General features: G+C 35.2%; 16 protein-coding genes and 2 tRNA genes. All 18 read left to right on the plus strand.

The window, feature by feature from the left end:
• Positions 1-7: 7 nt before the first annotated feature.
• Entirely contained in the window at positions 8-1117 is a 1110-nt protein-coding gene (locus tag CLLU_RS00865; protein WP_106007685.1) for a PIN/TRAM domain-containing protein, read from the plus strand.
• 3 nt (positions 1118-1120) lie between these two features.
• Positions 1121-1816 carry a 2-C-methyl-D-erythritol 4-phosphate cytidylyltransferase gene (gene ispD, locus CLLU_RS00870; protein ID WP_106007686.1) on the plus strand — a complete coding sequence of 232 codons (696 nt, stop codon included), beginning with the start codon at positions 1121-1123 and terminating at the stop codon, positions 1814-1816.
• Between the two features lie 18 nt (positions 1817-1834).
• Entirely contained in the window at positions 1835-2260 is a 426-nt protein-coding gene (locus CLLU_RS00875; RefSeq protein WP_106007687.1) for a Mini-ribonuclease 3, read from the plus strand.
• Positions 2261-2329: 69 nt separating this feature from the next.
• Positions 2330-3157: a 23S rRNA (guanosine(2251)-2'-O)-methyltransferase RlmB gene (rlmB, locus tag CLLU_RS00880; protein WP_106007688.1), complete on the plus strand. Its 828-nt coding sequence runs from the start codon at positions 2330-2332 to the stop codon at positions 3155-3157.
• Positions 3154-3666: an NYN domain-containing protein gene (locus tag CLLU_RS00885; protein WP_106007689.1), complete on the plus strand. Its 513-nt coding sequence runs from the start codon at positions 3154-3156 to the stop codon at positions 3664-3666. Before rlmB ends, CLLU_RS00885 begins: the two co-directional genes overlap by 4 nt.
• Before the next feature lie 75 nt (positions 3667-3741).
• Positions 3742-4383, plus strand: a complete 642-nt coding sequence (gene sigH, locus CLLU_RS00890; RefSeq protein WP_106007690.1) for an RNA polymerase sporulation sigma factor SigH — start codon at positions 3742-3744, stop codon at positions 4381-4383.
• Positions 4384-4466: 83 nt separating this feature from the next.
• Positions 4467-4541: transfer RNA gene (locus CLLU_RS00895), tRNA-Gly, on the plus strand.
• A gap of 9 nt (positions 4542-4550) precedes the next feature.
• A tRNA-Thr gene (locus tag CLLU_RS00900) sits at positions 4551-4626 on the plus strand.
• Positions 4627-4704: 78 nt separating this feature from the next.
• The gene (gene tuf, locus CLLU_RS00905; RefSeq protein ID WP_106007691.1) at positions 4705-5898 is read left to right on the plus strand and encodes an elongation factor Tu; all 1194 of its coding nucleotides are present in this window, start codon (positions 4705-4707) and stop codon (positions 5896-5898) included.
• Positions 5899-6143: 245 nt separating this feature from the next.
• Positions 6144-6293, plus strand: a complete 150-nt coding sequence (gene rpmG / locus CLLU_RS00910) for a 50S ribosomal protein L33 (protein WP_106007692.1) — start codon at positions 6144-6146, stop codon at positions 6291-6293.
• A 38-nt stretch (positions 6294-6331) separates the two neighbouring features.
• The gene (secE, locus tag CLLU_RS00915) at positions 6332-6562 is read left to right on the plus strand and encodes a preprotein translocase subunit SecE (protein WP_106007693.1); all 231 of its coding nucleotides are present in this window, start codon (positions 6332-6334) and stop codon (positions 6560-6562) included.
• A 41-nt stretch (positions 6563-6603) separates the two neighbouring features.
• Positions 6604-7125, plus strand: a complete 522-nt coding sequence (gene nusG / locus CLLU_RS00920; protein ID WP_170065715.1) for a transcription termination/antitermination protein NusG — start codon at positions 6604-6606, stop codon at positions 7123-7125.
• Positions 7126-7197: 72 nt separating this feature from the next.
• Positions 7198-7623: a 50S ribosomal protein L11 gene (gene rplK, locus CLLU_RS00925; protein ID WP_106007695.1), complete on the plus strand. Its 426-nt coding sequence runs from the start codon at positions 7198-7200 to the stop codon at positions 7621-7623.
• 56 nt (positions 7624-7679) lie between these two features.
• A complete protein-coding gene (rplA, locus tag CLLU_RS00930) occupies positions 7680-8369 on the plus strand; it encodes a 50S ribosomal protein L1 (RefSeq protein WP_106007696.1) in 690 nt (229 codons plus the stop codon).
• A gap of 201 nt (positions 8370-8570) precedes the next feature.
• Positions 8571-9071 carry a 50S ribosomal protein L10 gene (rplJ, locus tag CLLU_RS00935; RefSeq protein WP_106007697.1) on the plus strand — a complete coding sequence of 167 codons (501 nt, stop codon included), beginning with the start codon at positions 8571-8573 and terminating at the stop codon, positions 9069-9071.
• 28 nt (positions 9072-9099) lie between these two features.
• Positions 9100-9471, plus strand: a complete 372-nt coding sequence (rplL, locus tag CLLU_RS00940; protein ID WP_106007698.1) for a 50S ribosomal protein L7/L12 — start codon at positions 9100-9102, stop codon at positions 9469-9471.
• Between the two features lie 300 nt (positions 9472-9771).
• Complete coding sequence (rpoB, locus tag CLLU_RS00945) at positions 9772-13500, plus strand: DNA-directed RNA polymerase subunit beta (RefSeq protein WP_106007699.1); 3729 nt, start codon at positions 9772-9774, stop codon at positions 13498-13500.
• A gap of 17 nt (positions 13501-13517) precedes the next feature.
• The gene (rpoC, locus tag CLLU_RS00950; protein ID WP_106007700.1) at positions 13518-17051 is read left to right on the plus strand and encodes a DNA-directed RNA polymerase subunit beta'; all 3534 of its coding nucleotides are present in this window, start codon (positions 13518-13520) and stop codon (positions 17049-17051) included.
• The last annotated feature ends 38 nt before the right edge of the window (positions 17052-17089 follow it).

Consider the following 17089-nt stretch of genomic DNA (forward strand, 5'->3'; position numbering starts at 1 on the left):
GAGTCTATTGCTAAAAAAAATACTTAGAGGACTTTTTACGATAATAGGCTTAATATTGGGATATTTAGTGGGAAGAAGTGCTGCAGACTCTGATTATTTTTCTAAAATAATTTATTTGGGTGACAGCCCCATAAAAAAAATCTTATTTTTGATTGTAATTACCATACTTTTTGGAATCATAATGTTTTTAATATCTCCCTGGATTAATTCTGTTATTATGAAGGTAATGGACTACATTGAGAAAAGTCTTCAAAAACTTTCTGCAACTGAGATATTATTTGGAGTTGTAGGTGCATTAATAGGACTTCTTGTGTCGGTGGTGTTTCTTGATCTGTTGTCTAAAATTCCAATTGTAGGTGCTATATTGGCCGTATTGGTTGCTATACTTATGGCTGCATTAGGTGCTAATATTGCCATACGAAAAAGGGAAGAAGTTATGTCCCTAATTTCCAATATAAATATAAGCTCTCGAAAACTTCAAGGTAACAAAGAGAAGAAAAATAAAAATGAGCACAAAGGATATCCTAAGGTCTTAGATACATCGGTTATAATAGATGGAAGGATATTTGATATATGTCAGACTGGATTTGTAGAAGGACCTCTTGTCATACCTAATTTTGTATTGGCAGAACTCAGACATATAGCAGATTCTTCAGATGGATTAAAAAGAACCAGGGGCAGGAGAGGATTGGACATATTAAATAAAATACAAAAAGAATTGAATATTGATGTAATAACATATGAAAAAGATTTTCCTGATATAGAAGAAGTGGACAGTAAACTTTTAAAGCTTTCCCAGGTATTAGATGGAAAAGTTGTAACTAATGACTATAATTTGAATAAGGTGGCAGAATTTCAGGGTGTTCCAGTTCTCAACATAAATGAATTGGCAAATGCAGTGAAGCCGGTTGTGCTTCCAGGAGAAGAAATGAAAGTTCAGATAATCAAAGATGGTAAAGAATCAGGACAGGGTATAGCTTATCTGGATGATGGAACGATGATAGTTATAGAAGGGGGAAAAAAATCCATAGGAGAGACAAAAGATGTAGTGGTCACATCTGTTTTACAAACAGCAGCGGGAAGGATGATATTTGCCAGGCAAAAAGGAGACATATGATCAATGAGCAATAACTGTGCTATTATCGTGGCAGCGGGTAAAGGGAAGAGAATGAAAAGTAATATCAATAAACAATTTATTGATATTAAAGGCAAACCCATGTTATATTATTCCATTGATGCCTTCAATAAAAATTCTTCAATAGATAATATTGTAGTGGTCTGTGGAAAAGATGAAATTGAGTACTGCAGGGAGAATGTGATTAAAAAATATAACTTAAGCAAGGTTTCAAGAGTAGTTGAAGGAGGACAAGAACGTCAGGATTCTGTATTTAATGGATTAAAAGCTTTAAGAAATTGCGATATTGTTTTGATTCATGATGGTGCAAGACCACTAGTTACAAGCAAGATTATTGAAAATGGAATAAAATATTCTAATATCTATGGAGCGTGTGCTTGTGGAATTAGACCAAAAGATACGGTAAAGGTTAAAGATGAAAATGGATTTTCTCATGATACCTTAAATAGAGAACAGCTTTTTTTAGTTCAAACTCCTCAATGTTTTAAGTATAATTTGATTTATAAATCTCATAATAAGGCCTCTGAAGAACGAATTCAGGCTACTGACGATACAAAGCTCGTGGAATATTATGGGAGTAAGGTTTATTTGTATGAGGGAAGCTATGATAATATAAAGATAACTACACCTGAAGATTTGAGTATAGCCAAAGCCATATTTGAAGATAGGTATATCAAGTGATTTTATAGGAGATTGAAAATGGAAAATGATTTATTCAATATGAAATGGGACGATATTAGTGTAAAACAAATGAATCCTCTTACACTTGCTTTTGTGGGAGATGCAGTATATGAAGTGTTCGTACGAACATATTTGGTGAATAGGAATAGAGATATGAAGGTGCATAATCTTCATGTGGAGGCTATAAAATTTGTAAAAGCTCACTCTCAAAGTGAAATTATAAAGAAATTGGAGACACAGTTATCTGAGGAGGAATTATACTTCTTTAAAAGAGGAAGAAATGCCAAATCAGCAACAGTTCCCAAAAATGCAGATGTACAGGAATATAGATTTGCTACGGGGTTGGAAACTCTAGTGGGTTTTCTATACTTAACGAGAAAATTGGATAGATTAAATTCACTGTTCAAATCCATAATTACATTAAAAAATCAAGGGGAATTTTAATCAACTTTGTTTAATAAAAAATATTAACAGCAAACAAGGATTTAAAATAAAGATGGAAAAGGTAAAATTATGAAAAATAAACTTAATGTTGGAAGACGAAAAAATAATAATGGGCAAATAAATTTAAAAAGTAAAGGCGAATTTAGAGAAGATTTGATAGAAGGAAGAAATGCAGTTATTGAAGCTTTAAAATCTGATAATAGCAAAACAATAGAACAGATCTTTATTGCAGAGGGCAGCATATCAGGATCTTCAAAAGTTATAATTGCCAAGGCTAAAGAAAAAAATATAGTAATAAAAAAAGTGGATAGGAAAAAATTAGATAAAATTTCTGAGACGGGAGCTCATCAAGGAGTAATTGCTCAGGTAACTCCTTATAAGTATTATGAAATTGATGATATATTAGAATATGCTAAAAAAAAGGGAGAACCTCCGTTTATAATTATATTAGATGAAATAGAAGATCCTCATAATTTTGGTTCTATAATAAGAACAGCTGAAATATGTGGCGTACATGGGATTATAATTTCAAAAAGAAGAAATGTGGGCGTTACACCTGTCGTATATAAGTCTTCTGCAGGAGCAGTAGAGTATATGAGGATATGCAAGGTTACAAATTTAAACAATACAATAGAGAAACTTAAAGAAAGAAACATATGGATATATGGGGCGGATATGAGTGGGCAAAGCTATTGTTTTAATATTGATTTTAGTGGAGCTGTTGCTTTAGTTATAGGAAGTGAGGGAAGAGGTATATCAAAATTGATCAAGGAAAAATGCGATATGCTTGTAAAAATACCTATGATGGGTAATATAGCTTCTTTGAATGCTTCAGTAGCAGGCGGTATACTTATGTATGAAATATTAAAGCAAAAAATAAAAAGTGATGGAAATTGAGAAATATTTTTGTAGATGGATATAATGTTATAAATAGCTGGCCCGAATTAAATAGTATAAAAGAATACAGTTTTGAGTCTGCAAGATGTGAACTCATAGAAATGTTAAGCAATTATGCAGTTTACAAAGGTTATAAAGTATTTGTAGTTTTTGATGCTCACATGGTGATAGGGAGTCTGGGTAAAAAAGAAAAAATCAATAAAAATGTTATAGTGGTATTTACTAAAGAAAATGAAACTGCGGATTCTTTTATAGAAAAAACAGTAAATGATATAGGACGCAAGAATGAAGTTTTTGTAGTTACTTCTGATTCTCTAGAACAGCAGGTTACCTTTCAAAGAGGGGCAGTTAGAATGTCTTCCATTGAATTTTATCATGAAGTTAAGAATATAGAATCAAAAATAAAAAATAAGATTCAAAAAAAATATTCAGAAAAAAAACATACTTTGGAAGATAGGATAGGAAAGGATATGCTGGAAAAACTTGAAAAAATTCGCAAAAGCCGTTAAAAATCTATTGACTAAAAATTTAATTGTAATGTATAATTATGGTGTGTGGTTTATATTTGTTTTGGAGGGGATATCTTGGAGAGTTCAAGTCTTAATAATAAACAAATTTCCCCCTTTGTAGAAAAATTAGATGAGGAGGTAATTATTGAAGCCAAAAAAGGGGATGTAAGAGCTCAGGAGTATTTAATAAATAAATATGAGAATTTTGTCAAGGCTAAGGCAAAATCATATTTTTTGATTGGAGCAGATAAAGAAGATATTTATCAAGAAGGTATGATAGGTCTATATAAGGCTATAAGAGATTTTAAAGCGGATAAATTATCATCTTTTAAAGCTTTTGCTGAACTTTGTGTGACTCGTCAGATAATAACAGCTATAAAGACTGCTACTCGTCAGAAACATATTCCATTGAATACGTATGTTTCTTTGAATAAGCCCATATATGACGAAGAATCTGATAGAACACTTCTTGATGTACTATCGGAAGCTAAAGTGGCAGATCCGGAAGAACTTATAATCAGCAGGGAAGAATTAAATCACATACAAAATGAAATAGGTGAGGTATTGTCAAATTTAGAAATGGAAGTACTTATGTCCTACCTGGATGGTAAGTCTTATCAAGAAATTGCCTGTGATTTAGATAGGCACGCTAAATCTATAGACAATGCACTGCAAAGAGTTAAAAGAAAATTGGAAAAGTGTCTAATTAACAAATAAAAATTACATATTGACAAAAAAACATACTTGTATTAAAATTGATAATCGGTGTATGACTTTTGATAGATAATATAAATTTATGGGCGGAAGTAGTTCAGTGGTAGAACACCAGCTTCCCAAGCTGGATGTCGCGGGTTCAAGTCCCGTTTTCCGCTCCACGTTAAATTGCCCATGTAGCTCAGTAGGCAGAGCGTCACCTTGGTAAGGTGGAGGTCACCAGTTCAATCCTGGTCATGGGCTCCAATAATGCATGAGTTTTTTCACAACACACCAGGGTAGGTTTACTTAAATAAAATGTGTTATAAACAAGGAGGAAGAATAATGTCAAAAGAGAAGTTTGAAAGGACAAAACCGCATGTAAATATAGGGACAATAGGACACGTAGACCACGGTAAGACAACATTGACAGCAGCAATAACAATGGTGTTGGCAAAAGAGGGAAAGGCAGCGGCAACAAAATATGATGAGATAGATAAAGCACCGGAAGAAAAAGAGAGAGGAATAACCATAAATACTGCACATGTTGAGTACGAGACAGAAAAGAGACATTATGCACATGTGGATTGTCCTGGGCATGCAGATTATGTAAAGAACATGATAACAGGTGCGGCACAGATGGATGGAGCAATACTGGTTGTAAGCGCAGCAGATGGACCAATGCCGCAGACAAGGGAACATATACTTCTGGCAAGCAGAGTAGGAGTACAATATATAGTAGTATTTTTAAATAAGTCAGATCAGGTTGATGACCCAGAGTTATTGGAACTGGTAGAGATGGAAGTAAGGGAATTGTTAAATGAGTATGGATTTCCAGGAGATGAAGTACCAATAATAGTAGGAAGTGCATTAAAGGTACTTGAGAATCCGGATGATCCAGAAGCTACAAAATGCATACATGAATTGATGGATGCAGTAGACAATTATATACCGACACCGGACAGACCGACAGACAAACCATTTTTGATGCCTATAGAAGATGTATTCACGATTACAGGAAGAGGAACTGTAGCTACAGGAAGAGTGGAAAGTGGAGTATTGAAAATAGGAGACGAACTGGAGATAGTAGGATTAAAAGAAGAGAGCAAGAAGACAGTATGTACAGGAGTGGAGATGTTCAGGAAGCTTCTTGACCAGGCAATGGCAGGAGACAACATAGGGGCACTTTTAAGAGGAATACAGAGAGAGGAAGTAGAGAGAGGCCAGGTACTTGCAAAGCCAGGGACAGTACATCCTCATAAGAAATTTGTAGGGCAGGTATATGTGCTTAAAAAAGAAGAAGGCGGAAGACACACACCATTCTTCAATGGATACAGACCGCAGTTTTATTTTAGGACTACAGACGTAACAGGAAGTATTGCACTGCCAGAAGGAGTAGAGATGGTAATGCCTGGAGACCATATAGACATGAATGTAGAACTTATAACACCGGTAGCAATGCATGAAGGGTTGAGATTTGCAATAAGAGAAGGCGGAAGAACAGTTGGTTCAGGTGTTGTTACTAAAATAGTTGAGTGATTTTTAAGGACTGGGTTTCTCGACCTGGTCCTTTTGGGAGTAAGAGGTTTTAGCTATTTATTGATTTAGTGTAAATACATGAGCAGATAAACTGTAGAAAAATCTAAAGGCATAGTTTTTAGTGCCATTTCAATATTATTGACATAAAAACTAAGTTATGATAAATTAAATAGGTAATGCATAAATTTAAAAATTTAGATTTTTAATTGAGTATATACTTGACTATACCAGGAGGTGTGAAAGCAGTGAGAGTAAAAGTAACACTTGCATGTACGGATTGTAAACAGAGAAATTATAATACAACTAAAAATAAAAAAAATGATCCGGATAGGCTAGAGATGAAAAAATATTGTCCATTTTGTCATAAACATACACTTCACAAGGAGACTAGGTAGAGGGGCCTATATTAAAATATTTGAGGATGTGAATTAAGATGGCTGAGCATGATAATGCAAAAAAGGTTAAAAAACAAGTCACACCTGAAGGTGGATTCTTTAATTTTTTTAAAGGATTAGTAGCTGAATTTAAACGAATAACATGGCCTTCTAAAGAAAATTTAAAAAAAGTAACAATATCAGTTATTGCATTTTGTAGTATTTATGTGGTGATTGTTGGGATAATAGATTTTGGATTTAATTCTTTGGCTAAGAGCATTTTGAAATAAGAATAAAAAGGAGGTAGGGACTAAGTGCTGTCCCTAGGATTATGGCAGATAAAGCTAAGTGGTATGTAGTTCATACATATTCTGGTTATGAAAATAAGGTTAAAGCTAACCTTGAAAAAACAATAGAGAATAGGGAACTATATGATTGGATAGATGATGTTCAAGTACCTATGGAAGAACAGGTTGAAATTAAAGATGGTAAAAAGAGAATAACATTGAAAAAAGTATTTCCAGGATATGTTTTAATACATATGATAATGACTGATGATTCTTGGTATATAGTTAGAAATACTAGAGGAGTCACAGGTTTTGTTGGACCTGGTTCTAAGCCTGTTCCACTTACTGATGAAGAAGTAAAAGACATGGGAATTAGTGAAAAACCTGTAAATGTGGATATATCGGTAGGTGAAAATATAAAGGTAAAATCTGGCCCACTTGAGAATTTTTTAGCTGTTATCCAAGAAATAAATACTGAAAAGAAGAAAATTAAGGCTTTGGTCAACATGTTTGGCAGGGAAACCCCTGTTGAGCTTGATTTCAATCAAATAGAAAAGATAGAGTAATTATTGGAATGAAAGTTCCAATAGGTGAAAAGTATTTTTGCCGAATTACTAAATAATAGGAGGTGTATATTTATGGCTAAGAAAGTAGTGGGAATGATAAAACTTCAACTTCCTGCAGGGAAAGCAACACCAGCTCCACCGGTTGGTCCAGCACTTGGACAGCATGGTGTGAATATTATGGGTTTTTGTAAGGAGTTCAATGCTAAGACTGCTAGCCAGGCAGGCCTGATAATTCCAGTAGTGATTACTGTGTATCAGGATAGATCTTTTAGTTTTATACTGAAGACTCCACCAGCAGCAGTATTGCTTAAAAAGGCTGTAGGAATAGAAAGTGGTTCTGGAGTGCCTAATAAGACTAAGGTTGCCAAGGTGACCAAAGAACAGCTTAAGCAGATTGCTGAAACAAAAATGCCAGATTTAAATGCTGGATCCATTGAGGCTGCTATGAAAATGGTAGCAGGCACTGCACGAAGCATGGGAATAACTGTAGAAGAATAACTGATTTAAATATGTGGGAGGTATAATGCCGTTAATACCACCAAGGAGGATTTGAAATGGGAAAGAAATATGTAGAAAGCGTTAAGCTTATTGATAGGAGTACATTGTATACCCCTTCAGAAGCTATAGATCTTGCACTTAAGACATCTAAAGCAAAATTTGATGAAACTATAGAATTAGCACTGAAGCTTGGAGTTGATCCAAGGCATGCAGATCAGCAGGTTAGAGGAGCCGTGGTTCTTCCTCATGGAACTGGTAAAAAAGTTAGAGTTTTAGTATTTGCAAAGGGTGCTAAAGTTGAAGAGGCTCAAAATGCAGGAGCTGATTATGTAGGATCAGATGAGTATGTTCAGAAGATCCAGAATGAAAATTGGTTTGATTTTGATGTAGTTGTAGCTACACCTGATATGATGGGAATTGTAGGTAGATTAGGTAGAATACTTGGACCTAAAGGACTAATGCCAAATCCAAAATCTGGTACAGTTACATTTGATGTTGCGAAAGCAATAGAAGAAATTAAAGCAGGTAAAGTTGAGTATAGAGTTGACAAGACTTCGATAATTCATGTTCCGATAGGAAAAAAATCTTTTGAAGCACAGAAATTATTGGAAAATTTTCATGTGCTAATGGAGGCTGTAGTAAAGGCAAAGCCTGCAGCAGCTAAAGGTCAATATTTAAAATCTGTAGTAATATCAAGCACTATGGGACCAGGAATAAAAATAAACTCAGCAAAGGTTCTTGACTAATATTGACTTAAATAATTAATTCGTATATAATAACTAACAGTTTAATAAGTAAATACTCCGTAGACGATAGGTGCAAAAGCACAACGGGAAGCCCAACCTATTCAGGATTCCAATATAAAAATTATGTGGTCTCTCTGCGTCTAAGGGGAGGCTTTTATTTATATATTGTTTTAAGTTAAACTGTGAGGAGGTGGATACACAGTGGGAAAAAATAGAGAAGTAAAAGAAGCAAAGGTTAAAGAGATCAAGGAGAAAATGGAGAAGGCTCAAAGTATAATATTTGCCAAGTATCAGGGATTAACTGTAGAGGAAGATACGAAACTCAGGAAAAATTTGAGAGAAGCAGGTGTAGAATATAAAGTTTATAAAAATACACTGGCTAAGTTAGCTGCAAAAGAATTGGGATTCGATGAAGTGGAAAATGTTTTTGCAGGACCGATATCAACTGCATTTGGATATGATGATCCAGCTGCACCAGCTAGGGTTCTCAATGATTTTTCAAAAGATCATAAAATGTTGGAATTGAAAGGCGGAGTTGTTCAAGGAGAGATATTTGATATAGATAAAGTTAAACAACTTGCAACAATACCACCTAAGGATGTTCTTATTGCAAAATTGCTTGGAAGCTTCAAAGCTCCATTATCAAATTTTGTATATTTGATAAATGCAATTTCAGAAAAACAAAAATCACAGGAAGATTAATTTAAAGAAATTTTGGAGGTGTTCATTAATGAGTAAAGAAGAAATCATTCAAGCTATAAAAGAAATGAGTGTTTTAGAATTAAATGAATTAGTAAAAGCATGCGAGGAAGAATTTGGAGTAAGTGCAGCAGCTCCAGTAGCAGTAGCAGGTGCTGGTGCAGCAGGTGCTGCAAATCCAGCAGAAGAGAAAACAGAATTTGATGTAATACTTAAAGCAGCAGGTGGAGAGAAGATAAAAGTTATAAAGGCAGTTAGAGAAGTGACAGGATTGGGATTAAAAGATGCAAAAGGTTTGGTTGATGGTGCTCCTAAACCAATAAAAGAAGGAGTAAGTAAAGAAGATGCTGATGCTTTAAAAGCTAAGTTTGAAGAAATTGGTGCTGAAGTAGAAGTAAAGTAAAGCATAAAAATATTTACATAAAGAGGTACTTTAAATTAAAGTACCTCTTTATTGTTTTAAGAATATTTTTAGTGATCACAAAAATTTATTATTGACAAATGATATATATTATGGTAACATGGTAAATTGCATTGATTAGTATAAAATTAATATACAATATACTATATTTAGAAAAAATTGAATTAATTGCAAAAAAAAGGTTATAATAATTTGATGGCAATAATAAGCCCATAAACATACATAGTTAGGTAAGATGGATGTTTTTGGTTATTTTTAGTTTATACAAGGGGTGAAAAATCAATGGTACATCCTGTCCAGGTTGGTAAAAGAACAAGAATGAGCTTTTCCAGACTTAAAGAAATAGGCCACATGCCTAATTTAATTGAGGTACAGTTAGATTCTTACAATTGGTTTTTGAAAGAAGGCTTACAAGAGGTATTTGATGATATTAATCCTATTCAAGATTATACTGCAAATCTTAATTTAGAGTTTGTAGGGTACAAATTGGATATGGACAATATCAAATATTCTGTAGAAGAATGCAAAGAGAGAGATGCAACTTATGCGGCGCCTCTGAAAGTAAAAGTAAGATTACTTAATAAGGAAACCGGTGAAGTTAAAGAGCAGGAAGTTTTTATGGGAGACTTTCCGCTAATGACAGAGCAAGGAACTTTTATAATTAATGGAGCAGAGAGAGTTATAGTCAGTCAACTTGTAAGATCTCCAGGTGTATATTATGATGTGTCTGTTGATAAAACGGGTAAGGATCTTTTCTCTTCAACAGTAATACCCAATAGGGGAGCTTGGTTGGAATATGAAACTGATTCTAATAACATAATATATGTTAGAATAGATAAAACTAGAAAATTACCTATAACTATTCTTGTGAGAGCTATGGGTTACAGCACTGATGCGGAAATTACTAATTTCTTTGGAGAGGATGAGAGGTTAAAGGCCACAATTGAAAAGGACAATACTAAGACACATGAAGAGGCCTTGCTTGAAATATATAAAAGATTGAGACCGGGAGAACCACCTACAGTAGACAGTGCTCAATCACTTATAGACTCTTTGTTTTTTGATCCTAAAAGATATGATCTTTCCAGAGTGGGAAGATATAAGTTTAATAAGAAATTGGCACTTTATCTTAGAATAACTAATCAAATATCGGCACAAGATATAGTGAATCCACAGACAGGTGAAATACTTGTACAAAAAGGTGAAAGAATAAATAGAGAAAAAGCCATGGAAATTCAACAGTGTGGAGTAAATATAGTAGATATTCAGGTGGAGGATACCACACTCAGAGTAATAAGTAATCATTTTGTTGACATACGTAATTTTGTTGATTTTAATATAGATGATTTGAATATAAAGGAAAATGTACATTATCCTACATTGAAGGGAATTTTGGATAATTACAGCGATGAAGAAAATATAAAGGAACAGATATCAAAGCACATTCATGATTTAATTCCCAAACATATAATTAAAGACGACATTTTTGCCACAGTCAGTTATGAACTGGGATTAGCTTATGGAATTGGAAATACTGATGATATAGACCATCTTGGCAATAGAAGACTCAGATCTGTAGGGGAATTGCTCCAAAATCAATTCAGAATAGGTCTTTCCAGGATGGAAAGAGTAGTTAAAGAAAGAATGACCATACAGGATCAGGAAGTCATAACACCTCAGGCTTTAATAAATATAAGACCTGTGGCAGCATCCATAAAAGAATTTTTCGGAAGTTCTCAGCTTTCGCAGTTTATGGATCAGACTAATCCACTTTCAGAGCTTACGCATAAAAGGAGATTGTCAGCGTTGGGACCGGGTGGGCTTTCGAGAGAGAGAGCCGGATTTGAAGTAAGGGATGTTCACCATTCGCATTATGGAAGAATGTGTCCAATAGAAACGCCGGAAGGTCCAAATATAGGGCTTATCAATTCTCTTGCATCCTATGCGAAAGTTAATGAATATGGTTTTATAGAAACTCCTTATAGGAAAGTAGATAAGAAGAATAAAAGAGTTACCAATGAAATTGTATATATGACAGCAGACGAAGAGGATCAATATTTAATAGGGCGTGCCAATGAACCTATTGAAGAAGATGGCAGTTTTATAGATGATAAAATTACAGTTAGAGATCAAGAAGATGTCATTGTAGTACCGGCGGAAGATGTTGATTATATGGATGTATCTCCAAGACAATTGGTTTCAGTTGCAACTGCTATGATACCATTTCTTGAAAATGATGATGCAAGCCGTGCACTTATGGGATCCAATATGCAAAGACAGGCAGTACCTCTTTTAAAACCTGAAGCACCTATTGTGGGAACAGGTATTGAATATAAAGCGGCTGTGGATTCAGGGGTACTTCCTAAAGCTAAAAATGCTGGTGTGGTTTCATATGTATGTGCCAATGAAATAAGGGTAAAAAGAGATTCCGACGGAGGAACAGATATTTATAGATTGCTTAAATTTCAGAGATCCAATCAGGGTACATGTATAAATCAAAGACCCATAGTTGAAAAGGGAGAAATAGTTCAAAAAGGAACAGTTTTGGCAGATGGTCCATCTACGGATCTCGGAGAAATAGCTCTTGGCAAGAATATCAGGATGGGTTTTACTACCTGGGAAGGATATAATTATGAAGATGCAATGCTTATATCTGAAGAACTGGTAAAAAAGGATGTATTTACTTCAATTCATATTGAAGAATATGAATCTGAAGCTAGAGACACGAAACTTGGACCTGAGGAAATTACCAGGGATATACCAAATGTAGGAGAAGATGCATTAAAAGACATAGATGAAAGAGGAATTATAAGAATAGGTGCTGAAGTTAGAGCTGGAGACATATTGGTGGGGAAGGTAACCCCTAAAGGTGAGACTGAGCTAACAGCAGAGGAAAGACTTTTAAGAGCTATATTTGGTGAGAAAGCCAGAGAAGTAAGGGATACTTCTCTTAGAGTACCTCATGGTGAATCAGGTATAATTGTGGATGTGAAAGTGTTTACTAGAGAAAATGGAGATGAACTTTCACCGGGGGTCAATAAACTTGTCAGATGTTATATAGCTCAAAAACGTAAGATATCTGTTGGAGATAAAATGGCAGGTAGACATGGTAATAAAGGTGTTATATCCAGAGTGCTGCCAGAAGAAGATATGCCTTTTCTTCCAGATGGAAGACCTCTGCAGATATGCTTGAATCCGCTTGGTGTACCTTCACGTATGAATATAGGTCAGGTGCTTGAGGTTCATTTAGGTCTAGCTGCCAGTGAAATGGGATGGCATATAGCAACTCCAGTTTTTGATGGAGCAACGGAAGAGGATATAGTATCCTGTCTTAAAAAAGCGGGATACAGGGAAGACGGGAAAACCATATTATATGATGGTAGAACTGGAGAGGAATTTAATCGGCCTATAACAATAGGATATATGTATATCTTAAAATTAGCACATTTAGTTGATGATAAAATTCATGCCAGATCTACTGGACCGTATTCACTGGTAACTCAGCAGCCTCTGGGTGGTAAAGCTCAGTTTGGAGGACAAAGATTTGGTGAAATGGAAGTATGGGCTTTGGAAGCATATGGTGCAGCACATACCCTTCAAGAAATATTGACAGTTAAATCTGATGATGTAGTTGGAAGAGTTAAAACCTATGAGGCTATTGTGAAGGGCGAAAATATACCTGAACCTGGTGTACCAGAATCTTTTAAGGTACTTATAAAGGAATTGCAGGCACTATGCTTGGATGTAAAAGTATTGAATGATGAAAATGAAGAAATTAAACTTAAAGAATCTGTAGACGATGAAATGGAAAATCTGGATGTTAACATAGAGGGAAATGAAGATTTTGCGGCACCATCTCAGAATGGCAGTTACAGCAAGAAAGAAAAAGGTCATGAAGAAAATAGCGGTGATTCAGATAACAGCGATAATAGCGACGAAGAGTTGGATTTGAATTATGAGGACTTGAATTTAGACGATCTGGGAATAGATGATTTTAATGATGAACATTAGGAAGGGAGGATGTACCCTTGTTTGAATTAAATAATTTTGATGCACTACAAATAGGTTTAGCTTCACCGGAAAAAATAAGAGAATGGTCAAGAGGTGAGGTAAAAAAGCCCGAGACAATAAATTATAGAACGTTAAAGCCTGAAAGAGATGGCCTGTTTTGTGAAAGAATTTTTGGACCAACTAAAGACTGGGAATGTCACTGTGGTAAATACAAAAGAATTAGATATAAAGGTATAGTTTGTGACAGGTGTGGTGTGGAGGTAACAAAGGCAAAGGTTAGACGTGAAAGAATGGGCCATATAGAACTTGCAGCTCCAGTATCGCATATATGGTACTTTAAAGGGATACCATCCCGTATGGGACTCATTTTAGATATGTCACCAAGGGCATTGGAAAAGGTGTTATATTTTGCATCATATGTGGTTTTGGAACCTAAGGCAACTCAGCTTTTGAAAAAGCAGCTTCTTACGGAAAAAGAATACAGGGAAGCTGTGGATAAGTACGGAGAACAAAATTTTGTTGCAGGTATGGGAGCAGAATCCATCAAGAAACTTCTGGAAGAAATAAATTTGGATGAACTGTCTGAGGGATTAAAAGAAGATTTAAAAAACAGCACAGGGCAAAAAAAGGTAAGGATAATAAGAAGGCTTGAGGTAGTTGAATCTTTTAGAAAATCAGGCAATAAGCCCGATTGGATGATCATTGATGTTATACCTGTAATACCACCGGATTTAAGGCCTATGGTTCAATTGGATGGAGGAAGATTTGCTACATCGGATTTAAATGATCTCTACAGGAGAGTTATAAATAGAAATAATAGACTCAAAAAATTGCTGGATTTAGGAGCACCGGATATAATAGTTAGAAATGAGAAGAGAATGCTTCAGGAAGCGGTAGATGCTCTTATAGACAATGGAAGAAGAGGGAGACCGGTAACAGGACCTGGAAATAGGCCTTTAAAATCATTATCTGACATGCTTAAGGGTAAGCAGGGAAGATTCAGACAGAATTTACTTGGGAAACGTGTAGATTATTCAGGACGTTCTGTTATAGTAGTTGGACCTGAACTTAAAATGTATCAGTGTGGATTGCCTAAGGAAATGGCTCTTGAATTATTCAAACCATTTGTAATGAAGAAATTGGTTGCCAGCGGTTTGGCCCATAATATTAAAAGTGCCAAGAGAATGGTGGAAAGAGTACAGACTCAAGTATGGGATGTATTAGAAGAAGTAATATCAGATCATCCAGTACTTTTAAATCGTGCTCCAACTCTTCATAGATTGGGTATTCAGGCATTTCAACCTGTACTTGTAGAGGGTAGAGCTATAAAACTTCATCCACTTGCTTGCACAGCGTATAATGCGGATTTTGATGGTGACCAAATGGCAGTGCATGTTCCACTTTCAGTTGAAGCTCAAGCTGAAGCTAGATTCTTAATGCTTGCTGCTCATAATATACTGAAACCTTCAGATGGAAAACCAGTAGTTGTTCCTACACAGGATATGGTGCTTGGTTCATATTATTTAACAGTAGAGAAAGATGGAGCTAAAGGAGAGGGAAGGATGTTTTCCTCACCTGAAGAAGTTATAATGGCATATCAGTTGAAGCAGGTTGACATCAATGCCAAAATAAAAGTAAGAATGAGAAAAATTAAAGATGGAAAGTCTATCAGTGGTATAATTGATACTACTCCAGGTAAAGTAATATTTAATGAATCAATACCACAGGATTTGGGATTTGTAGATAGAAGTGTACCTGGAAATGAATTTAAATTAGAGATTGATTTCCTTGTGGCCAAGAAAAACCTAGGTAAAATAATAAATAAATGTTATATGAAGCATGGAGCTACTCAAACGTCTATAATGCTGGATAAGATAAAAGCCAGAGGATATCATTATTCAACTATAAGTGGTATTACTGTTTCTACTTCAGATATGGTAGTTCCTGAGGCTAAGAAGAGGCTTTTGAATGAATCAGATCAGGCTGTAGATAAGATAGAAAAGATGTATAGAAGGGGATTTATATCTGAAGAAGAGAGGTACCAAAGGGTAATAGAAAAATGGACTAAAACCACAGAAGACGTGGCCGATGCACTTATGGATAATCTGGATAAATTCAATCCAATATTTATGATGGCCGATTCAGGGGCAAGAGGTTCTAAAAGTCAGATCAAACAACTTGCTGGTATGAGAGGACTTATGGCTAACCCTTCGGGAAAGATAATAGAACTTCCAATAAGATCCTCTTTCAGAGAAGGACTGGATGTACTTGAATACTTTATATCGACTCATGGTGCCAGAAAAGGTAATGCGGATACTGCTTTAAAGACAGCGGATTCAGGATATCTTACAAGAAGACTTGTAGATGTAAGTCAGGATGTTATAGTAAGAGAGGAAGACTGTGGTACTCATGAAGGATATGATATAACGGAAATAAAAGAGGGAAATGAAGTAATAGAAAGTTTATCAGAGAGGCTTACAGGAAGATATTCGGCAGAGGATATTAAAAATCCCCAAACAGGTGAGATAATAGTAAAAAAAGATTCCTATATGGATTCTAATACAGCACATAAAATAGAGGATTCTGGAATAAAGAAAGTAAAAATAAGATCTGTATTTACTTGTAGATCCCGCCACGGAGTGTGTGCAAAATGTTATGGTATGAATATGGCCACTGCCAAGAAAATTGACATAGGAGAATCAGTGGGTATAATAGCTGCACAAAGTATAGGCGAACCTGGTACGCAGTTAACAATGAGAACTTTCCACACTGGCGGAGTTGCAGGTTCTGATATAACTCAAGGTCTTCCGAGAGTTGAAGAATTATTTGAAGCAAGAAAACCAAAAGGATTGGCTATAGTAAGTGAGGTTTCAGGAACTGTAAAAATGGAGGAAACTAAAAAGAAGAGAAGTGTATCTGTAATTACTGATACCGGTGAAGAAGTAGTTTATGATATACCATTTGGTTCAAGACTTAAAGTATCAAATGGAGATGTAATAAGTGCTGGAGATGAAATAACAGAAGGATCTGTAAATCCTCATGACATACTGAGAATAAAAGGAGTTCAGGGGGTTAAAAATTATCTTCTTTCTGAAGTTCAAAAAGTTTACAGACTACAGGGTGTTGATATAAATGATAAACATCTTGAAGTGGTAATAAGACAGATGACAAGAAAGATTAAAATAGAAGATTCAGGGGATACGGAATTATTGCCGGGAACTATGATTGATGTGTTTGACTTTGAAGATGAGAATGCCAAGGTTGAGGCAAATGGCGGAAAGCCTGCTCAAGGCAGGGTAGCACTTTTAGGTATAACCAAGGCAGCCCTGGCGACAGAATCTTTTCTTTCAGCGGCTTCATTCCAGGAAACTACGAGAGTGCTTACCGATGCAGCTATAAAGGGCAAGACGGATCCACTTTTAGGATTAAAAGAAAATGTAATTATAGGTAAACTTATACCGGCAGGAACTGGAATGACCAGGTATAGATCGATAAAAATCAATACTGACAATGAAACTGGAGAAAAAGAATTAGAAAATGAGGAAGCATGATTTAATTTATTGACATAGTAATATTAAAATGATAAAAT

It is taken from the genome of Clostridium luticellarii (assembly GCF_002995845.1).
In the GTDB taxonomy this organism is placed as follows: Bacteria; Bacillota; Clostridia; order Clostridiales; family Clostridiaceae; genus Clostridium_B; species Clostridium_B luticellarii.

Bases quoted from the DNA above. Each gene is read 5' to 3' on its own strand.
- ispD (WP_106007686.1), top strand. From the start codon at position 1,121: ATGAGCAATAACTGTGCTATTATCGTGGCAGCGGGTAAAGGGAAGAGA.
- CLLU_RS00875 (WP_106007687.1), top strand. From the start codon at position 1,835: ATGGAAAATGATTTATTCAATATGAAATGGGACGATATTAGTGTAAAA.
- nusG (WP_170065715.1), top strand. From the start codon at position 6,604: ATGGCAGATAAAGCTAAGTGGTATGTAGTTCATACATATTCTGGTTAT.
- tuf (WP_106007691.1), top strand. From the start codon at position 4,705: ATGTCAAAAGAGAAGTTTGAAAGGACAAAACCGCATGTAAATATAGGG.
- rplL (WP_106007698.1), top strand. From the start codon at position 9,100: ATGAGTAAAGAAGAAATCATTCAAGCTATAAAAGAAATGAGTGTTTTA.
- rplK (WP_106007695.1), top strand. From the start codon at position 7,198: ATGGCTAAGAAAGTAGTGGGAATGATAAAACTTCAACTTCCTGCAGGG.
- rlmB (WP_106007688.1), top strand. From the start codon at position 2,330: ATGAAAAATAAACTTAATGTTGGAAGACGAAAAAATAATAATGGGCAA.
- rpoB (WP_106007699.1), top strand. From the start codon at position 9,772: ATGGTACATCCTGTCCAGGTTGGTAAAAGAACAAGAATGAGCTTTTCC.
- rplA (WP_106007696.1), top strand. From the start codon at position 7,680: ATGGGAAAGAAATATGTAGAAAGCGTTAAGCTTATTGATAGGAGTACA.
- secE (WP_106007693.1), top strand. From the start codon at position 6,332: ATGGCTGAGCATGATAATGCAAAAAAGGTTAAAAAACAAGTCACACCT.